The organism is Thiohalocapsa sp. (genome assembly GCF_022340605.1).
In the GTDB taxonomy this organism is placed as follows: Bacteria; Pseudomonadota; Gammaproteobacteria; order Chromatiales; family Chromatiaceae; genus Thiohalocapsa.
The window spans coordinates 1-18,947 of record NZ_JAJDNQ010000165.1; the positions used below are offsets into that span (position 1 = coordinate 1).

Annotated in this window: 15 protein-coding genes; 10 read left to right on the top strand and 5 right to left on the bottom strand. The window is 66.9% G+C overall.

The features are described from left to right. Positions 1 to 254: 254 nt before the first annotated feature. Positions 255 to 476 (bottom strand): hypothetical protein, encoded by a 222-nt coding sequence (locus tag LJE69_RS20295; protein WP_296927887.1) that lies wholly within the window; start codon positions 474 to 476, stop codon positions 255 to 257. Positions 477 to 857: 381 nt separating this feature from the next. Here LJE69_RS20295 and LJE69_RS20300 point away from each other — a divergent pair, with 381 nt between their 5' ends. Further along, complete coding sequence (locus LJE69_RS20300; RefSeq protein WP_296927888.1) at positions 858 to 1,559, top strand: DUF2499 domain-containing protein; 702 nt, start codon at positions 858 to 860, stop codon at positions 1,557 to 1,559. On the opposite strand, the gene LJE69_RS20305 is transcribed toward LJE69_RS20300, so the two are convergent. From LJE69_RS20305 to nifL, 4 genes are all read right to left on the bottom strand, one after another. Beyond that, positions 1,546 to 1,743 carry a hypothetical protein gene (locus LJE69_RS20305; protein WP_296927889.1) on the bottom strand — a complete coding sequence of 66 codons (198 nt, stop codon included), beginning with the start codon at positions 1,741 to 1,743 and terminating at the stop codon, positions 1,546 to 1,548. The genes LJE69_RS20300 and LJE69_RS20305 overlap by 14 nt on opposite strands. Positions 1,744 to 3,956: 2,213 nt before the next feature. Continuing rightward, complete coding sequence (locus LJE69_RS20310) at positions 3,957 to 4,463, bottom strand: HIT family protein (protein ID WP_296927890.1); 507 nt, start codon at positions 4,461 to 4,463, stop codon at positions 3,957 to 3,959. Between the two features lie 7 nt (positions 4,464 to 4,470). Beyond that, a complete protein-coding gene (gene nifA / locus LJE69_RS20315; protein WP_296927891.1) occupies positions 4,471 to 6,078 on the bottom strand; it encodes a nif-specific transcriptional activator NifA in 1,608 nt (535 codons plus the stop codon). A 51-nt stretch (positions 6,079 to 6,129) separates the two neighbouring features. Beyond that, a complete protein-coding gene (nifL, locus tag LJE69_RS20320; RefSeq protein ID WP_296927892.1) occupies positions 6,130 to 7,851 on the bottom strand; it encodes a nitrogen fixation negative regulator NifL in 1,722 nt (573 codons plus the stop codon). Positions 7,852 to 8,324: 473 nt separating this feature from the next. Here nifL and rsxA point away from each other — a divergent pair, with 473 nt between their 5' ends. The 9 genes from rsxA to LJE69_RS20365 all read left to right on the top strand — a co-directional run bounded on the left by rsxA (position 8,325) and on the right by LJE69_RS20365 (position 18,946). Next, the gene (gene rsxA / locus LJE69_RS20325; RefSeq protein WP_296927893.1) at positions 8,325 to 8,900 is read left to right on the top strand and encodes an electron transport complex subunit RsxA; all 576 of its coding nucleotides are present in this window, start codon (positions 8,325 to 8,327) and stop codon (positions 8,898 to 8,900) included. 107 nt (positions 8,901 to 9,007) lie between these two features. Beyond that, positions 9,008 to 9,535, top strand: a complete 528-nt coding sequence (locus LJE69_RS20330) for an RnfABCDGE type electron transport complex subunit B (RefSeq protein WP_296927894.1) — start codon at positions 9,008 to 9,010, stop codon at positions 9,533 to 9,535. A gap of 59 nt (positions 9,536 to 9,594) precedes the next feature. Beyond that, positions 9,595 to 11,088, top strand: coding sequence for an electron transport complex subunit RsxC (gene rsxC, locus LJE69_RS20335; RefSeq protein WP_296927935.1), 1,494 nt, complete (start codon positions 9,595 to 9,597; stop codon positions 11,086 to 11,088). Between the two features lie 233 nt (positions 11,089 to 11,321). After that, a complete protein-coding gene (locus tag LJE69_RS20340; RefSeq protein WP_296927895.1) occupies positions 11,322 to 12,407 on the top strand; it encodes an RnfABCDGE type electron transport complex subunit D in 1,086 nt (361 codons plus the stop codon). After that, positions 12,404 to 13,048 (top strand): electron transport complex subunit RsxG, encoded by a 645-nt coding sequence (rsxG, locus tag LJE69_RS20345; protein ID WP_296927896.1) that lies wholly within the window; start codon positions 12,404 to 12,406, stop codon positions 13,046 to 13,048. Before LJE69_RS20340 ends, rsxG begins: the two co-directional genes overlap by 4 nt. Positions 13,049 to 13,151: 103 nt before the next feature. Continuing rightward, on the top strand, positions 13,152 to 13,850 hold the full coding sequence (locus LJE69_RS20350) for an electron transport complex subunit E (RefSeq protein ID WP_296927897.1): 699 nt from the start codon (positions 13,152 to 13,154) through the stop codon (positions 13,848 to 13,850). 167 nt (positions 13,851 to 14,017) lie between these two features. After that, complete coding sequence (locus tag LJE69_RS20355) at positions 14,018 to 14,287, top strand: RnfH family protein (RefSeq protein WP_296927898.1); 270 nt, start codon at positions 14,018 to 14,020, stop codon at positions 14,285 to 14,287. A gap of 123 nt (positions 14,288 to 14,410) precedes the next feature. Then, the gene (locus tag LJE69_RS20360) at positions 14,411 to 18,115 is read left to right on the top strand and encodes a response regulator (RefSeq protein ID WP_296927899.1); all 3,705 of its coding nucleotides are present in this window, start codon (positions 14,411 to 14,413) and stop codon (positions 18,113 to 18,115) included. A gap of 6 nt (positions 18,116 to 18,121) precedes the next feature. Beyond that, positions 18,122 to 18,946 carry a protein-glutamate O-methyltransferase CheR gene (locus LJE69_RS20365; protein ID WP_296927900.1) on the top strand — a complete coding sequence of 275 codons (825 nt, stop codon included), beginning with the start codon at positions 18,122 to 18,124 and terminating at the stop codon, positions 18,944 to 18,946. Position 18,947: the final 1 nt, after the last annotated feature.

Genomic DNA, 18,947 nt, shown 5'->3' on the forward strand with positions numbered 1-18,947 from the left:
TGTTCCTCGGCGCCCAGATGCTGCGAGTACATGAAGAGCAGGTGCGAGACCAAGGCCAGATCGAACTGTCCAGCGGCGAAGGGCAGTGCCGGTAGTGCCCCGGTGACATAGCGCGAAGACGCGCCGGGCGCCGCGTAGTCCACCAGAAACCGCTCCATCGCGGTCAAGCGCGCGGCCACCAGATCGTCGACGCCGGCGAAGCGGGTCCAGACATAGCGCTCGGGATGCGCCCGGACGCCCGCCTCGATCTGCGGTCATACGGCGTGGATGCGGCTGCTGATGTCCGCCGCGGTGAAGGCATAGATCGGGTCCGCGGACACCACACGTGCGCCGCGCGCGGTGGCCTCGGCGTTGAAGGACGCGGGGCCGTCGCCGCAGCCGAGGATTTTCCCGCCGAGGTCGGCGTCCGTCAGCGCGAACATGGCGCGGTACTCGTCGAAGGACCGGCCCCAGGGGACGATGTCATCGAGCTGCATGGATCTCGCTCACCCCGCGTGCGCGGGCTGCGGTGCCCCGGCGGAACGGCGGCGATCATAACTCCGAGCAGCGGGCGGTGCTGGCTCGCATGCTCCAGAGAGCAAAGATCCGCTTCAGGGCGTAGGTCGGGTTAGCGCAGCGTAAACCGACCTACGACGCCCTCGATTTCGGCGTTGCGAGCAATATTTGCCCGGTCTCGCCAGCGTGGGAGCAAGGGCGGACGCTCTGCATTCCGCCGTTTCCGGCACCAGGTGGTCGAGGCCATGAGCAAGGCGTGCGGAACGGACTCGTCCGCGGCTCGCCCGGTGCCCCGCATTGCGTCCAGCCGCGGAGCGGGGCTAGTGTGCCATCCCTCACCCCGCCATCGCTGTCCCGCCCCGATGCTGCTGTCTGTACCCACTTGGCTCATCCATTTACTCACCGTCAGCGAATGGCTGGCGGCGATCCTGTTGATCCACCGCTATGCGGTGCGCATCGGTCGCCCGCGGCTGCGGCTGTTCGCGTACGCCATGATTCCGCACCTGTGCGCCGGCCTGTTGGTGTTGTCGTTTCACGCCAGCGGCGACCGCACCACCTGGCTGCTCGACGCCTCCCGGCTCATGACCTTCCTCGGCAGCCTGTCGCTGCTGGCCGCAACCCTGCTGATGCTCCGCACGCGCCGGCTCAACGCCTCCTGGCTTGCGGGCGTGCTTGTGGCGGTGGGGTTGTCCTGGGGGCTGACCCGGTTGTTGATCGCCGGTGGCGTGAGCGCGCTCCTACCCGGCGCGAACCTCATGTATCTTGGCTTCTTGTCGCTGTTGCTCGTGGTGGCCCGCCAGGATCGCGCGCTGTTCTCGCCCATCAGCATCGCCGGCTTCTGGTTCCTGCTCGTCTTCGTCGCCGGCACCATCACCGCCACCCACATCGCCACCGCCCGGCTTGGCCTGCCGAGCCTGTCTCACGCGGACCTGCTGCACGGCGCCAGCGAGAGCCTGCTATCGGTGAGCAATTTTCTGATCGCGCTTGGGGCATACCGGCGGTTGCGTGCGGCGCGGGGCAACTGTACTGATTCGGTGCCATCGCGGCCTGTCAGCCTGCGATGAAGGACCTGATCATCCACCACAGTGCCCAGATGGCCGCCAGACCGAACACCACCAGCGCGGCGAAGTCCAGCAACCAGCCTTCCGTCAACGCGCTATTGGAAAACAGCAAGCCGATACCGGCCAGCCAGAGCAGGCTCCCGCCAATGGCAAGCCAATCGAAGAAGGTCTGAACCTTATCTTTCACGTCGCTTTTACCTCCGGGCAGAAGATCGCTTCACGCAAGGATAGCTTGCGGAGACAGACAGCGACGAGGCGTCCACGGAGGGCGCTCGGCACAGCAGGAGCCGAACCGCTAGGTGGCGACCGCCCAGTCGGTCCGCAAGCGACATGTCCGACCGCGGCAGCGTCTGAAGAGGAACTACGAAAGGGGTCCTCGAAAAATGCCTTCCAAGGCATTTTTCGAGACGCGAAGCGAAAACGCGGTTTCCGCTCTACTCCATTTCTGGAGGGCTTGGGCGCTTGAGAAATGGCGGGGCATTCTGCCCCGCACGGGCAGAGGTGCCCGAAAGACGCGAAAAGAGCGAAAAGGCCCCCACTCGCCACTCATCCGTGCCCTTCCGCGTGCTTCGCGTATTTCGTAGTGACAATATTCCGGTCCCTTTCGGTTAGCCCTGCTGTTCAGTGCTGATATGACTGGCGAGATGCCCGGTAGATTCCATATACCGCCGCCCACGCTACTGATTTGCCTATGCATGTCATGCCGGCAGACCAAACTCGATCCACGGCGCGAGGTCCAGCAAGCGCGAACACGCGCTTGCTGTTACACGACCCTTTACGCGTCTATCGACGGTCTCCGTGGACGTTGCCGTGATCGTCTCTGCGGTCGTGTCGGTGGTCGTCTCTGTGATTATCCTTATAGCAGCGTTGCCTGACCCTGAGGTCTCGGCAGTCGGGTGTCCGCCCGTGCCGCTTCAGCTTCAGCTCTCTCTTCTCGATTCTAACGCCAAGTCGCGCATACGCCGCGTTCTGGATTTTGCAGCGACTTCTGCCATCGGGCCTGATCTTGGGGCCAGAGTTTAAAATGCGCCTGGCGTCACGATCACCGACTCTTTCAGTATCGGAATATTTTCCACCCTTGATGTTGCGATACTCGTTTCGGCTGATGTCCCACAGGCACGTCACTGTCTCGCTGGCGTAAGCCGCGGTCGGCGCCACTATGGATAACGCTAATGCGACACTTGTGGAAGCCAAGAGCACTTTGTGTACTTTCGTCATCTTGATGTCCTCGATAAGCGCAGAGGATGCAGGTTGGTCTCCTCTACATGGCCCTGAGTTTTAAGCAGGCTGCCCACGGTCGACCAGCAGGTACGCTGTACGCATGGCGTGGGCGGTCCCGGGAGGCGCCGAGGCACTCGGCGTTTTCCGCCGGGCAGGATGCCCGAATAGTCTCAGTGCCCCGCTATTCGGAACGGGGGCGCTGAAAGCTGAGGAACTCGGGAACGGCCTAATTGCTGGGCAGATTCGAGCTCCGCGCCGATTTCGGCCCTGTTGGTCCCGTTCGGCCTGTTTGCCAACAGGAAATGGCCAAGAATCGACGTCTCCCTAGCGCAATAGTGCATGTTCTTCTGCAAATGCCTGAACTCGCTGTTCGGCCGCGGGAATTCGGGATAGGCGGGCGGGCAGACAGTCTTCACGGATACGGTCCGGCGAGGTTCTGACCCGACCCGGGGATTGATTGATGTGTATGGAGGAACTGCCGAACTGGCAGTGCCAACGGGTACATGGCGGTCGGGCCGTTGCAAGGCGCTCGTGAGGGCGTAAGGATCGGTCGCGCTGTCGGCTGCCGGGATCACGGGGATCCTCCCTGCTGGTGTTGTGCACGATATCCGCGCAACAAACCCATGAAAACCACTGTAAGACTAGGCAATTTCCGCAACGGCAGATGCAGTGAAACTGCGGTCTAGCTGATGTAGCTCAATTGGTCAAGAGGAAGGTGATGTGTCGATGCGTTCGGCGCTTCCGCCACGGGGCGGGATCTGTCGCCGAATCGTGGTGGCTCGGGTGGATGCAAGCGTTGTATGGGCAGGAAGCCTTGGTCTTGAACCCGCGCGATATTAACTATCAAGCATAGGTCGGACGCAGCGGGACTGTGATAGGTGAAATGCTGTATACGGAGATCGAGAAAAGTATTGCTATGTGAGGCGAGCGTGGCCGCCCGGAATCGTCACGAGGTGTGCCCTATTCTCGCTCCCAGGCTCCAGAGACCGTGAAAGTATTCCGTGTAGACGAGCAGGTGCGCGGCCGGCCTTGATCATAACGTCGGCCGGCAGTCGTCTGCCGTGGGAGCGGCGTCCTCGCCGCGAATCGCCCTGATCGCGCCGAGGACGCTGATCCCACAGCAGGAAGCCGCTGGCCAAAGTTACGATCGACCCCCACCCCGGATCGGCTCGTCATCCTTCATCGTCTTGGATAATGTGCCCTCGCAGGGATGACGTTGCGAATGCCGCCTTTTGGGTTCTCGATGTCGCCGCGATAACGCGGCAACACGATGGTGTGCAAATGGTCGATGCTCCGTCCCGCTTCTCTGCCATCGTTGTTGCCAACGGTGTACGCGTCAGGCACGTTCCCGAGAAAGTCCAGCGCCAGCATCGTCTCGATGTGGTCTTTGGGCCTGTCTCTCAAGTAATCCCTGTGCAGCATCTCCTGATAGAGCGCTCGCAGATCGGTTGATTCAATGGCACGCTTGACGCCCCGGAGCGCATCGAAAAAGTCTGCCTGCTCTGCTGCATTCAGATCGAAAATCGAGACGACATGCCTCCTGGGAACAATCAAGGCATGCCCCGGATTCACGGGATGGGTGTCGAACACGCCCACAAACGAGCGGTTCTCGAATACAAAGGGGTCGGTTTCGCCCCTGGTTACTCTGCAAAAGTAGCAGTCTGGTGATGATTGAAGATCGTTCATGCCAGGCTCAAAACTGCTTCACCCGAATCTTCATGGTCTGAATGCGATAGGCGATCTGCCGTGGCGTCATGCCGAGCAGGCGGGCGGCCTTGGCCTGCACCCAGCCGGCCTGTTCCAGGGCGGCGATGACGCGCTCGCGCTCGTCGACGTCGGGGGCGTCGAGGTCGATGTCGGCGGCGGGGGAGGGGCCGGCGGTGGGCGTGGCGGCGAGGAGGACCTCGGGCAGGCTGCCGACGTCGAGGCCGGTGAGATTGAGCACGTCGCGGTCGATGATGCCGCCTTCGCTCATGACGGCGGCGCGCTCCATGCAGTTTTCCAACTCGCGGACGTTGCCGGGCCAGTGGTGGCGCATGAGCACGGCGAGCGCGCTGTCGGTGATGCTGAGCTCGCGGCCCTGGCGCTTGGCGAGCTTGGCCACCAGGAAGCGGGCGAGCTCGGGGATGTCCTCGACGCGCTCGCGCAGCGCCGGCATGAGGATGGGCATGACGTTGAGGCGGTAGTAGAGGTCCTCGCGGAACATGCCGTCGCGGACCTCTTGCTCCAGGTTGCGGTTGGTGGCGGCGATGATGCGCACGTCTACCTTGAGCGTGCGGCCGCCGCCAACGCGCTCGAATTCGCCCTCCTGGAGCACGCGCAGCAGCTTGGCCTGGAAGGCGGGGCTGATCTCGCCGATCTCGTCGAGAAAGATGGTGCCGCCGTCGGCCTGCTCGAAACGGCCCTTGCGCTGGGCTTGGGCGCCGGTGAAGGCGCCTTTCTCGTGGCCGAAGAGCTCGGACTCCAGCAGGTTGTCGGGTAGTGCCGCGCAGTTGAGCTTGACGAAGGGGCCGCCGTTGCGCGGGGAGTTGTAGTGGATGGCGCTGGCGATGAGCTCCTTGCCGGTGCCGGACTCGCCGCGCAGCAGCACGGTGGTGTTCCACTTGGCCACCTGGCGCACCTGCTCGAACACTAGGCGCATGCGCTCCGTGTGGCCGATGATGTTGTCGAAGCCGTGGCTGCCCTTGACCTGCCGGCGCAGGGTGTCGCGCTCTTCACGGAGCGCCCGGCGCTCGTCCTCCACGGAGCGGGACAACCGCACGGCCTGGCCGATGAGGTTGGCGACCATCTCGGCGAAGCGGGCGCGCTGCGGCAGCAGGGCGTCTACCTCCGGCGGCTGTAGGGCGTAGACGCCGGCGATGTCGTCCTGGCCAATGCGCACCGGCACGCCGATGAAGGGCAGGTCTGCATCGAAGAGCCCAAGCCGGTCGAGGAAGCGCGGCTCATCGCCCAGGCGTTGCAGCACGCAGGGCTCGTTGTTCTCCAGCACCTGGCCGATGACGCCCTCGCCCGGGCGGTAGCGGATCTTCTCGAAGGGGCTGATGTCGTCGTGGTGCAGAGCGGCCACCAGCAGGTCGCCGGTGTCGGGGTCCAGCAGGCTCACCATGCCGCTGCAGACCCGGCCGCGGTCATGCAGGGTGCGCAGCACCTGGCGCAGGGTCTCGCGCAGCTCCAGCGAGCGGCTCAGCACGCTGCTGACGTCGAACAGGGCGGCGAGCTGCTGCTCCAGCAGGTGCAGGCGGGCGGCGTCGCCGCTGTCCGCGGGGTTGGGGTCTCTTGGTGGTGTTGGGGCTTCGGGCATCTCGAGCATAGGTTGGGTGCGCTGGCAGCCGATAGCTGGCCTGGTGGCCGGTCAGTCCTGCGGGCGGACGTTGCCGAGGGTCACGCGCACCCGGCAGCCGTCGCGGTACTGGGGGTCGATCTCGATGCTGCCGGCGTGCTGGTTGACGATCTCCTGCGCCAGCGCGAGCCCCATGCCGGCGCGCCCGCGGCGGTTGCGCCAGCCGATGTGGAAGGGCTCGAACACCTTGAGCCGGCGCTCCGGCGGGATGCCGGGGCCGTTGTCTTCGACGATGACCTCCACGGCGTCGTCCAGCGCGCGGGTGGCGAGCCTGAGCCCGCGATGGCTGCCGCCGCCCTCGTACATGGCTTGCAGGGCGTTGTCGATCAGGTGCTTGAACAGGGAGCGCAGCTCGTTCTTATGGCCGGACAGCTCCGGCAGCACCAGCGCTGGCTGCCAGTCCACGACGATGCCGGCGGCGAGCAGGTTGTCCGTCTCCAGTGCCAGCACGTGGCGCAGCAGCTCGTTGATGTTCACGTTGACGCCGGGCTCCGGCATTTCCGTGGGCAGCGCGGCGTTGAGGGTGGCCAGCGCGGCCTCGCCGGCCTCCGTGACCTGACCTAGCATGTCGGCAAACAGCGCCGGGTTGCCGCTGCCGTCTTTGAACATGGCGCTGGCGGCGCGGATCATGTTGAGCGGCACCTGGAGCTGGAAGCTGGCGGCGGTGAGCGCCTCGCGCATGCCCTGCGCCAATTGCTGCTCGGCGAGGCGCGCGCGCAGGTTCTCCAGATGCGCGCGCTCGATCTCGCGGCGCCGGCCGGTGATGTCGTTGGCGAGCAGCAGCAGGCGCTGATCGCCGGCGTCGCCGCGGATGAAGTAGCCGGACAGGCTGGAGTCGGACTCGTTCACGGCACTGCCGGAGCAAGCGAACCAGCGCGGCCCGCTGCTGCCTGGCACCTCGATGCTCACCTCGATGTCGCGGAAGCCCTCGCCGGCGGCGGCGCGCTCCAGCGGGTCGAAGCCCGCCTGCTCCTTCAGCGCCGCGCGCAGCAGGGTCAGCGGCTCGCGCCCGCGCAGGTCGCCCAAGAGCTTCTTGTACTCCTGGTTGTCCAGGATGATGCGCCCGTCGGTGTCGAGCAGCACCACCAGCACGGGGGCGGCGTCGAGCACCGTCTCGATGCGCGTTTTCTGCTGGCGCAGCGCCACCGAGAGCTCGTGCTCGCGGGTGACGTTGCGGTGCATGCCGAGGTAGTAGCGGATGCGCCCGGCGGCGTCCAGCACCGGCGAGATGGTGAGCTCCGCTAGGTAGTCCTCGCCGTCCTTGCGCCGATTGATGAGCGTGCCCTTCCACGGCCGCTTGCGCTGGATGGTGCGCCAGAGCTGCTTGTAGATGGAGTCCGGCGTGGCGTTGCTGGAGAGGATGGACTCGTTCTTGCCCATGACCTCGTCGCGGCTGTAGCCGGTGAGCGCCTCGAAGGCGGCGTTGGCGTAGAGGATGTTGGCCTTGTGGTCGGTGATGGAGATGGCCACCGGCGCCTGCTCGACGGTCTCGAAGTAGAGCCGCGGCGGCAGTGGGTGTTCGGGGTCGCCGGCCATCAGCGTCAGTGCCTCCACCACCTCGGCGGGTGTGCCTGGCGGCGGGTCGCTCAGGAACTCGCCCAGCGCACTGGCAATGGGCAACTCTGCGCCATGCGTGAAGCCGCCGGCGTTGGCATGCGCCGCGCCGTCCGCCTCGTCGTCTTCGGCGGCGAGCTGGTCGGCCGGTTGGGTCTTGATGCCTTTGCGCCTGGTCACTGGAGCCTCCGCTGGGTCGGTCTGCGTGCGGCCGACGGCCGCGGTCCATCCGCAGAACAAAGCAGTTTTCACGCCAAATCTGGGCTCAATGTGCGGGCCGGTCAAGCCGAGGTTCCACAACGGCTCGGCGCGGAGTCGGCGCCGGTGCGCCGCGATGGCCCTGTAGGAATTGTGACAATCCTGCTGCGTCGCAGCATCCGGTTGTGGCATGCGCGACAGTCGCGCCACTCACCGGGGCGGGCAACCAGTCCAGCGTCCGCTGCCCGCAAGGATGCCCCTGCGGCGGGCGCCCATGCATTGAGAACGGGCACTTGCGCACGGCTTTGCCCCGTGGCGATGCGGCTTGGCTGAACGCTGGTCCGATGCTGGCATCCGGATTGCTATTACCTCCTGCACTTGCGCCGGCAATGTGCCACCGGGCCATTATCGGGCGCCAACCACAAACACCCCGCCATGGGGGGCAGCAAGCCGCGATGACCGAATACTTGATGCTGATCCTCGCCACCGCCCTCGTGAACAACGTGGTGCTGGTGAAGTTCCTTGGTCTCTGCCCCTTCATGGGTGTGTCCAACAAGCTGGACTCGGCGCTGGGCATGGGGCTCGCGACCACGTTCGTACTGACCCTGGCGGCGGGTGCCAGTTGGTTGTTGCAGGAGCTGGTGCTGGAGCCGCTCAACATCGGCTTCCTGCGCATCCTGACCTTCATCCTGGTGATCGCGGCCGTGGTGCAGTTCACCGAGATGGTCGTGCGCAAGCTCTCGCCGACACTGTATCAGGTGCTGGGCATCTTCCTGCCACTCATTACCACCAACTGCGCCGTGCTGGGCGTGGCGCTGCTGAACGTGCAGGAGCATCACGGCTTCCTGGAGAGCCTCGTGTACGGCTTCGGCTCGGCGCTCGGCTTTACCTTGGTGATGGTGCTGTTCGCGGGCCTGAGAGAGCGGCTCGCGCTGGCGCAGGTGCCGGCGGCCTTCGCCGGGACGCCCATTGCGCTTGTCGTCGCCGGGTTGTTGTCCCTGGCGTTCATGGGCTTTGCGGGCCTGGCCTGAATCAGGGGCTAGGGCTCCGCGACCAGCCCCCTGGCCCGGTAGCCGCGTCCCTGTCTTCCTAGCCACGAGCCACGAGCCACTCATTAGCCACTAGCCACTGATTTGACATGATTGCAGCCATCTTCAGTCTCACCGCTTTGGGCCTGGGCTTGGGCGCGCTGCTCGGCATCGCGGCCCGCTATCTGGCCGTCCAGGAGAGCCCCATCGTGGGCCAGGTGGAAGAACTGCTGCCCGGCTCCCAGTGCGGGCAGTGCGGTTACCCCGGCTGTGGCCCCGCCGCGGCGGCGGTCGCCGCCGGCACCGCGCCGGTGACGCTGTGCCCGCCAGGGGGCAGGGCGGTGGCAGAGGAGTTGGCGTCACTCCTGGGCGTCAGTGTCGACCTGTCGGCCGTGACCGAGGAAGCACCGAAGGTGGCGCACATCCACGAGCGGCTCTGCATCGGCTGCACACGCTGTTTCAAGCGCTGTCCGACGGACGCGATCATCGGCGCCAACGATCAGATCCATGCCGTGTTCGAGGACGCCTGCACCGGCTGCGGCAAGTGCGTCGATGACTGCCCCACGGAGTGCATCGAGCTGCGCGCGCCGACACAAACACTCACCAACTGGGTCTGGCCCGTGCCGGAGGCAGCCTGATGAGCACCCGAGCGAGCACCCTGATGAGCGCCCTGATGAGCACCACGCCGAGCGCGAAGCTGAAGCTGTTTCGCATCCGCGGCGGCGTCCACCCGGACGACCGCAAGGCGCTGGCCGCCGAGGCGCCGATCGAAGACCTGCCCATGCCGGTGCTGCTGCACATCCCGTTGCAGCAGCACATCGGCGCGGCCGCGAATCCGGTCGTGCAACGCCGCCAGCACGTGCTCAAGGGCGAGCTCATCGCCCACGCCCAGGGGGCCGTGTCCGCACCCATCCATGCGCCCACGTCCGGGCGCATCGCGGGCCTCGGGCTCTACCCGGCCAACCACCCGTCCGGGCTCAACGTGCGCGCCATCACGCTGCAGCCGGACGGCGAGGATCGCTGGCACCCGGACGTCGAGGGCGTCGACGATCCCTTTGCGCTGGTGCCCGAGGAGATCGCGGCGCGCGTCGCCGCCGCCGGCGTCGTCGGCATGGGTGGCGCGACCTTCCCGTCCGCCGTGAAGCTCAACCTGCGTAACCGCTACAGCCTGCACACGCTGGTGATCAACGGCTCCGAGTGCGAGCCCTATCTCACCTGCGACGACCGCCTGATGCGCGAACAGCCCGAAGGCGTGGTGGACGGCGCGCGCATCATGGCGCATGCGCTGGGCGTCGGGCGCATCGTCATCGGCATCGAGGGCAACAAGCCCCAGGCCATCGCGATCTTGCAGGAGGCCGCCGCGCCCTTCGCGCACATCCACGTGGTGCGGCTGCCCATGCGCTACCCGATGGGCTCCGAGAAGCACCTGGTGCAGACGCTCACCGGCAAGGAGACGCCGGCGCGCGGCCTCACCGCCGACATCGGCGTGGTGGTGCACAACCCGGCGACGGCGTTCGCCGTGCACGAGGCACTGCGCCTGGGCCGGCCGCTGATCTCGCGGGTGGTCACCATCACCGGCCAGGCCATCACCCGGCCGCGCAACCTGCGCGTGCCTATCGGCACCCGGGTGGAGTCGCTCATCGACCACTGCGGCGGCTTCAGCGAGGCGCCCGCCAAGCTCATCAGCGGCGGGCCGATGATGGGCCAGCCACTCGCCGAGCTGCGCGTGCCCATCATGAAGGGCAGCAACGGCGTACTGGCGCTTACCGCCGCCGAGACCAACCAACGCCAGCCCGCGCCCTGCATCCGCTGCGCGAGCTGCGTCGGCGCCTGCCCCTGCGGTCTGGTGCCGCTCAACATGGCCGCCCACATCCGCGGCGGCGACCTCGACAGCGCCGTCGGCCAGGGACTCATGGACTGCATCGGCTGCGGCTCCTGCGCCTACGTCTGCCCGGCGCACATCCCGCTGGTGCAGTACTTCAACCACGCCAAGGGCGAGCTCGCCGCCCGCGGCCGCGCCAAGCAAAAGCAGACCGAGACCAAGCGCCTCGCCGAGGCCCGCACTGCGCGCATCGAGGCGCAGAAGCGCGCCAAGCGCGAGGCCATGGCAAGGCGGAAGCGGGAAGCGGAGGCGAAGAAGCGCGCCGAGGCAGTGCCCAAGGCAGCGCCCGAGGTGGCGGAGGCGGATTAATGCCGGAGGGCAAAGGGCAAAGGGCCTAGCAGCCGAGCGCCAGGGTGCCAAACGCCAAGCGCGGTTGACGCGGCCTGGGGAATGGCCAGCGTACTTTCCCTCGGCCCTCGGCCCTCGGCCCTCGGCCCTCGGCCCTCGGCCCTCGGCCCTCGGCCCTTGGCCCTTGGCCCTTGGCGCGAATGCCGCATTGCGGCCCACGATCATCAGTGACTGCCGATTGAGACCAGCAAGCCATGAATCCACCCCTTTCAGCCAGCCCCCACGCTCATGCGCCGATCAGCATCGGTCGCATCATGGCGCTGGTGATCCTGGCGCTGCTGCCCGCCACGCTGTTCGGGCTGTACCAGTTCGGCTGGCCGGCGATCTTTCTGTTCACGGTCACTGTCGCTGCGACCGTCGGCTTCGAGGCCCTGGCGCTGATGGCGGCGGGCAAGCCGGTGCGAGTCACGCTCATGGACGGCTCGGCGCTGCTCACCGGCTGGCTGCTGGCCATGACGCTGCCGCCGTGGGCGCCCTGGTGGATCGGCGTCGTCGGCGGTGCGCTGGCGGTGCTGCTCGGCAAGCAGGTGTTCGGCGGCATTGGCCAGAATCTGTTCAACCCGGCGATGGTGGCGCGGGTGACGCTGTTGATCTCCTTTCCGCTGGAGATGACCCGCTGGGTGATGCCGCAGCCCATGTTCTCCAGCGGTGCGCCGGGCTTCCTGGAAGGGCTTGCCATCACCTTCGGGAACCGGAGCTACGACGCCTTCACCGGCGCGTCTCTGCTGGGCCACGTGCGCACCGAACTCGGCCGCGGCGAGCACCTGGACGCCGCGCTGAGCGCCTTCGACCCGCTCTCCGCACTGTTTGGCACCGTGCCCGGCAGCCTTGGCGAGACTTCGGCGGTGCTGCTGGTGGCGGGCGGGCTCTGGCTCATCGCCAAGCGCATCATCGGCTGGGAGATCCCGGTGTCCCTCGTCGGCACCATTGCCGTGCTGGCGACGACGATGCACTTCGTCGATCCGGCGCGCTACGCCCCGGCCCACTACCACCTGCTCGCCGGGGCCACGATGCTCGCGGCCTTCTTCATCGCCACCGACCCGGTGACCTCGCCGGTGTCGCGGCAGGGGCAGATCCTGTTCGGGGCGGGCGTGGGCCTGTTGATTTACGTGATCCGCACCTGGGGCGGCTACCCGGAGGGCGTCGCCTTCGCCATCCTGCTCATGAACGCCGCCACGCCCATGATCGACCACTACCTCAAGCCGCGCATCTACGGCCGCGACCGCCGCGGCAAGCCGCTGGAATACCCGGAGCTGTCCGCTAAAGGAGGGGAGCGATGACCACCGTCGCCAATCCGACGTATCGCCAGCGCATCGGCTACCAGGCCGGGCTGCTGGGCGGCTTCGCGATGGTCGCCGCCGCCATGCTGGTGATGGGCGACATCGCCACCCGTGAGGCCATCGACGAGCGCCAGGCGGAGGACTTGCTGGCGTCGCTCGGCCAGGTGATCCCGGCGGGCGTGCACGATAACAACCTGCTGGCCGACACCCTGACCCTGGACACCCCGGACGGCACGGTGACCGTCTACCGCGCGCTGGAAGGGCTCGACGTCACCGCGGTGGCCTTCGAGACCGTCGGCCAGGGCTACGGCGGTGCCATCCGGGTGCTGCTCGGCGTGGACAAGGACGGTCGCATCCTCGGCGCCCGTGTGCTCTCGCACACCGAGACCCCGGGGCTCGGCGACCATATCGAAGCGGCCCGCGATGACTGGATTTTGAGCTTCGACGGAAAGTCGCTGGGCGATCCTCCGCCCGCGCGCTGGGCGGTAAAGAAGGACGGCGGCGTCTTCGACCAGTTCAGCGGCGCCACCATCACGCCGCGCGCGGTGGTGAAGTCCGTCAAAGAGGGCCTGGAGCTGTTCGCGGCCCACCGCGACGCCCTTACCGCCTCCGCCGTGCAGCAGACGGCAACCGCACAGTGACGGCGAGCGCCCATCGGCAATGCCTCAGACGCACCTCGCACTGCGCACTTCGTACTCGGCCTTAGGCTCCCCAACACGCAGCGATTAGCTCGCACTGACCAACATGACCGACGAGACGAAATCGACCGATTGGTCCCGCATCGCCCGCGACGGCCTCTGGGACAACAACGTGGTCATGGCGCAGACGCTGGCGCTGTGCCCGCTGCTGGCCGTCACCGGCACCGCCACCAATGGGCTCGGGCTCGGGCTGGCCACCGCCTTCGTGCTGGTGCTGTCGGGCCTGTCCGTGTCCGTGCTGCGCGGCATCATCACACCGCAGGTGCGCATCCCGGTGTTCGTGCTCATCATCGCCGTACTGGTGACCCTGGTGGACTTGGGGATGAACGCCTGGATGCACGATCTGCACAAGGTGCTGGGGCTGTTCATTCCGCTGATCGTCACCAACTGCGCCATCCTCGGGCGCGCCGAGTCTTTCGCCTCCCGCAATGCGCCGCTGCCGGCCATGTTCGACGGGCTCATGATGGGCATCGGTTTCACGCTGGTGCTGGTCACCCTGGGCGCCATCCGGGAGATCATCGGCTCCGGCACCCTCTTCGCCAATGCGTCCATGCTGCTGGGCGACTCGCTGCGCTGGCTGGAGGTCACGCTGATCCCGAATTACCGTGGTTTTCTGCTGATGATCCTTCCGCCCGGCGGCTTTATCGCCCTGGGCTGTCTGCTCGCCGGCAAGCGCCTGCTGGAGCGCCGCCTCGCGGCCCGGCGCGAGGCCAAGGCGGCTGCGGCGGTGCCGGCGCGGGCGTGAAGACGGGGAGTGCGAAGCGCGGAGTGCGCGGTGCGGAATGCGTCGCGCCACGTCGGAGGGAGGCGGTTGGCCCCGCACTCCGCACTTCGCACTTGCGACGCCACGACCTTGACGTCAAGGATCGCGATCCCCGCCGGACCCAGATCGAACCGACTTGAGGTAATTCCATGCATATAGGCGTCGCCTACGCGGACAAATTCAAACGCACCTGGCTCACGCTGGACGTGCCGGATGGCTGCACCGTGCGCGAGGCCATCGAGCGCGCGGGACTGTTGCAGCAGTACCCGGACATCGACCTCGACAACCAGCGCGTCGGCATTTTCGGCAAATTCACCAAGCTCGATGCCAAGATCAAGGACGGCGACCGCGTGGAGATTTACCGCCACATCACCGCGGACCCCGAAACCGTGCCGCGGCGCGATCAGGACGACGACTAGCGACGCATCCACCTCCCGGGCGACCGACCGGGCGAGGGCATAAGCAATCCAGATTGGGGTTTTTACTTATGCATGACCCAGCTCACTGCTGAGCGTGTATGCCCCATGCGACAATCGGGCGTTATGCCCGCGCTCACCGATAACAATCCCAAGTTCGCCCGCAATCCGGCCGCTTCGCCGACGGAGAGGTCGGGCCAGCTCTCCATCGGCTTTTACGTCCTCGGTGCCTGTCTGTTGATCGTCGTCCTGGGGGCGACGATGTCGGCGCTGAACCTCTGGACCCTGCGCGGGGTCAACGCCGGGCTGACGGACGTCGTGGAGGTGAAGGCCGAGGCGCTGAAGCTCGCCGCGCGCCTCAATCGGCGCATAGCGGAGTTGCGTGTCATCACTAACAGTCTCCTACTGGATGAGCGCCAGAACGTCGTCGATTGGCACGGTGGCGCCATGCACACGGTGGAGGAGGCCGTCGGCACCGACCTCAAGGCGTTGGAGCGGCTGCCGCTGTCACCCGCGGCGCGCCGGCTGACGGCAGCGTTCGCATCGGCGTACGCGGATTATCTGCCGCACTTGGAGCGTGTCATTGGCCTGGTACGAGACGGCGACCGGGTGGCCGCCGCCGATCTGAGTCGGAGCACCTTGCAGGAGCGGGGGGTGCGCGTCCAGGGCGTCCTCGAGCAACTGGTGCATCTGAAGGAGAGTGAGCTTAGCGCGGCCAAGGCAGACGCCGACCGGGCCTATACGCGCGCGTTGTACATGACCCTAGGTGCCATCGGCTTCACGCTGGCGATGGGCGCCCTGGCCGCATTCCTGCTCTGGCGCCTGATCACCCGCAATCTGGCGCGTCTGGTGCGGGTCACCGAGGCGATCGCCAAAGGCGATCTGGAGCGGGAGCCGGAGCGCCTGGAGACCGCGGAGCTGCAACGTCTGGCGGCCTCGGTGCGCGTGATGCAGCATGCGTTGCGCGAGAGCCACAACCAGACCCGCGCCAGTGACTGGCTGAAAACGGCGCTGGGGCGTCTCAGCGAGCGCATGAGCGGCGACCCGGACCTGGCGACGCTGGCCGCCGGGGTGATCTCGGAGATCGCGACGACCGTCGATGCGGCGGTGGGCGCCTGCTACATCGAGGATGACAGACAATCCCGAGCCCTGCGACTGGTGGGCAGCTATGCGTATAGGGAGCGTAAGCACTTGGCAAACCGCTTCGCGCCCGGCGAGGGTCTGGTGGGCCAGTGCGCGCTGGAGCACACACCCATCCTGCTCACCGAGGTTCCCGACGATTACATCAAGATCAGCTCCGGGCTGGGCGAGGCGACACCACGAACCATTCGCGTGACCCCCCTGTTGCGTGACGAACGCCTGGTGGGGGTCATCGAGCTCGGCTTCGTGCAGCGCCCCGCGGCGCTGGTGCTGAGCTATCTCGACCAAGCCATGCCGGCGGTGGCCGTGGCCGTGGAGAGTGCTCGTGCCCGCGCTGACCTGGCCGATGCCCTGACCGAGTCGCAGCAGCTCACCGAAGAGCTCACGGCGCAGCAGGAGGAACTGCGCGCCGCCAACGAGGAGCTGGAGGAACAGACCGAACGGCTCAAGGCGTCCGAGGCGCGCCTTCAGACCCAGCAGGAGGAGCTGCAGGCCAGCAACGAGGAGCTGGAAGAGAAGAACGAGGCTCTGCAACGCCAGCAGCGCGAGATCGCCGAGGCCAACGCCGGACTCGCCAGGCAGCGCGAGGCCCTGGCGGAGAAGGCGCGCGAGCTGGAGACGGCGAGCAAGTACAAGTCCGAGTTCCTCTCCAACATGTCTCACGAGCTGCGCACGCCGCTCAACAGCCTGCTGCTGCTGGCCGCGTCCCTCGCCGAGAATGCCACCGCCAACCTGACCGATGAGCAGGTGGAGTCCGCCCGCATCATCGAGCGCAGTGGCCAGGACCTGCTCGGGCTCATCAATGAGATCCTGGATCTGGCGCGTATCGAGGCCGGCCGCACCGAGCTCAAACCGGAGACCGTCGTGCTGGCCGAGGTCGCGCAAGTGCTGGACGACACCTTCCGGCCGCTGGCCACCGACCGGGGCCTCGAGCTGCAGGTGGGCATCGAGCCCACGGCGCCTGAGCAGATCTTCGCTGACCGCAGGCGGCTGGAGCAGGTGCTGCGCAATTTCCTCTCCAATGCCATCAAGTTCACAGACAAAGGCAGTGTCACGCTGTGTTTCGGCCGTCCCGATCCGGCTTTGGACCTGCGCCGCAGCGGGCTGGATCCGGCAGCGACCCTGGCCGTCTCGGTGACCGACACCGGCATCGGCATTCCCGCCGAGGAACAATCGGTGATCTTCGAGGCATTCCAGCAGATCGACGCGGGCACGGCCCGGCGCTACGGCGGCACGGGGCTCGGGCTGTCCATCTCGCGCAACCTGGCCGAGCTGATGGGGGGCGAGATACAGCTCAGCAGTGAGCCGGCGCAGGGGAGCTGCTTCACGCTGTTCGTACCGCTGACCTCGCCCGAGCCGGCCACAACCCCCGACGCCGACGGCGCCTCGCGGCAGCCCTCTGCGGCGCAGGCCGCCGGGCTCGAGCAGACAATGGCGCCGCCGGCGGCGGCGCCCGCGCCGCCCCCGGAAGCGGCGCACGCGGGCGTCGCCGACGACCGGGCCGCCATCGCCGACGGCGACACCACGGTGCTGCTGGTGGAAGACGACGCGCGTTTCGCCAAGCTATTGATCGACCAATGCCACCGGCGTGGCTTTAAGGCGCTCATGGCCGGCAGCGGCGAGGAAGGACTGCGCCTGGCGGCGGCGCACGCGCCACAAGCGGTCATCCTCGACATCCGCCTGCCGGGCATGGACGGCTGGGCGGTGCTGGAGCGGCTCAAGGACAACCCGGAGACCCGCCACATTCCGGTGCACGTGATGTCCGTGGACGAGGGACCGTCCGACGTGCTGCACCGCGGCGCCGTCGGCTTCCTGCAGAAGCCCGTCGCCAGGGAGGCCCTGGAGGCCGCGTTCCAACGCCTGGAGCACGTCTTCAGCCGCGCGGTAAAGGACCTGCTGGTGGTGGAGGACGAAACGGTACTGCGCCACGAGATGGTCCACTTGATGGCCAGCGACGACGTGCGCGTCGCCGAGGCCGGCACCGGCGCCGAGGCCATCGCGCGGCTCGAGCAGCAACGCTTCGACTGCATGGTGCTCGACCTGGGCCTGCCGGACATGACCGGCCTGGAGTTGCTGCGGCGGCTGTCGCGGAAGACGGGCATCGCGGTGCCGCCCGTGGTGGTCTATACCGGCCGCGAGCTGACCCGCGAGGAAGACCTGGAGCTGCGCAACTATTCCGACTCCATCATCGTCAAGGGCGCCCGCTCGCGGGAGCGCCTGCTCGACGAGACCTCGCTGTTCCTGCACCGCATGGTGGGCGGCATGCCCGAGCGGGCGCGGCGCATGATCACGGACCTGCACGACCCGGACCGGTTCTTCAAGGACCGCCGCGTGCTGCTGGTGGACGACGACATGCGCAACGTCTTTGCGCTGTCCAAGATCCTGGAGGCCAAGGGGCTCACCGTGGTCAAGGCCGAGGACGGCCAGCACGCGCTGGATGTGCTGGCCGGCGAGCACGGCATCGAACTGGTGCTGATGGACATCATGATGCCGGGCATGGACGGCTACGAGACCATGCGCCGCATCCGCGCGCGGCCGGAGCTGGCGCATCTGCCCATCATCGCGCTCACCGCAAAGGCGATGAAGGAGGACAACGAGCGCTGCATCGCCGCCGGTGCCGACGATTATCTGAGCAAGCCGGTGAATCTCGAGCGGCTGTTGTCGATGCTGCGCGTCTGGCTTTATCGGTGACGGCTGATGGACCCCCAACAGCTCGAAAGCATCGAGGTCGACCTCTTGCTGGAGGCCATCTACCGGCGTTACGGTCACGACTTCCGCAATTACGCGCGCGCCAGCATCGAGCGGCGCGTCCGCCAGTTCCACGCCCAATCAGGCTGCGCGACGCTGTCGGACATGCTGCCGCGGCTGCTGCACGACGAGGCCTTCTTCGCCGACTTCGTCACCCGCTTCTCCATCCCCGTAACCGAACTATTTCGCGACCCGCAGGTCTACCTGGCGTTGCGCAACGAGGTCATGCCGGTGCTGCGGACCTTTCCGTTCCTGCGCATTTGGCACGCGGGCTGCGCCAGCGGCGAAGAGGTCTATTCATTGGCGATCCTGCTGGACGAGGCGGGGTTGCTCGCGCGCAGCACCCTCTTCGCCACGGACTTCAACGACACCGCGCTGGAGCGCGCCCGCGCCGGCATCTACTCGGCCGCGGACATGGGCGAGGCCAGCCGCGCCTACCAGCGCGCCGGTGGTGCCCGCTCGCTCGCCGACTACTACCACGCCGATGCCCAGCACATCGTGATGAAGCGACGCCTGCGCGAGCGCGTCACCTTCGCCAATCACAACCTGGTCACCGACGGCGTATTCACCGAGGCGCACCTGGTGCTCTGCCGGAATGTGCTGATCTACTTCAATCAGGCATTGCAGGACCGGGTGCTGGGGCTGTTTCGCGACACCCTGGTGCGTGGCGGCTACCTTTGCCTGGGCACGCGCGAGAACCTGCGCTTCTCCGCGGTCGACTCCAGCTTCGAGGTCGTGGACGCTGCCTGCAGGCTGTACAAGCGCCTCGCGTGAG

Coding starts and splice junctions, on each gene's coding strand:
- LJE69_RS20295 (WP_296927887.1), bottom strand. CDS start 476: ATGCAGCTCGATGACATCGTCCCCTGGGGCCGGTCCTTCGACGAGTAC.
- LJE69_RS20300 (WP_296927888.1), top strand. CDS start 858: ATGCTGCTGTCTGTACCCACTTGGCTCATCCATTTACTCACCGTCAGC.
- LJE69_RS20310 (WP_296927890.1), bottom strand. CDS start 4,463: ATGAACGATCTTCAATCATCACCAGACTGCTACTTTTGCAGAGTAACC.
- nifA (WP_296927891.1), bottom strand. CDS start 6,078: ATGCCCGAAGCCCCAACACCACCAAGAGACCCCAACCCCGCGGACAGC.
- rsxA (WP_296927893.1), top strand. CDS start 8,325: ATGACCGAATACTTGATGCTGATCCTCGCCACCGCCCTCGTGAACAAC.
- LJE69_RS20330 (WP_296927894.1), top strand. CDS start 9,008: ATGATTGCAGCCATCTTCAGTCTCACCGCTTTGGGCCTGGGCTTGGGC.
- LJE69_RS20340 (WP_296927895.1), top strand. CDS start 11,322: ATGAATCCACCCCTTTCAGCCAGCCCCCACGCTCATGCGCCGATCAGC.
- rsxG (WP_296927896.1), top strand. CDS start 12,404: ATGACCACCGTCGCCAATCCGACGTATCGCCAGCGCATCGGCTACCAG.
- LJE69_RS20350 (WP_296927897.1), top strand. CDS start 13,152: ATGACCGACGAGACGAAATCGACCGATTGGTCCCGCATCGCCCGCGAC.
- LJE69_RS20355 (WP_296927898.1), top strand. CDS start 14,018: ATGCATATAGGCGTCGCCTACGCGGACAAATTCAAACGCACCTGGCTC.
- LJE69_RS20360 (WP_296927899.1), top strand. CDS start 14,411: ATGCCCGCGCTCACCGATAACAATCCCAAGTTCGCCCGCAATCCGGCC.
- LJE69_RS20365 (WP_296927900.1), top strand. CDS start 18,122: ATGGACCCCCAACAGCTCGAAAGCATCGAGGTCGACCTCTTGCTGGAG.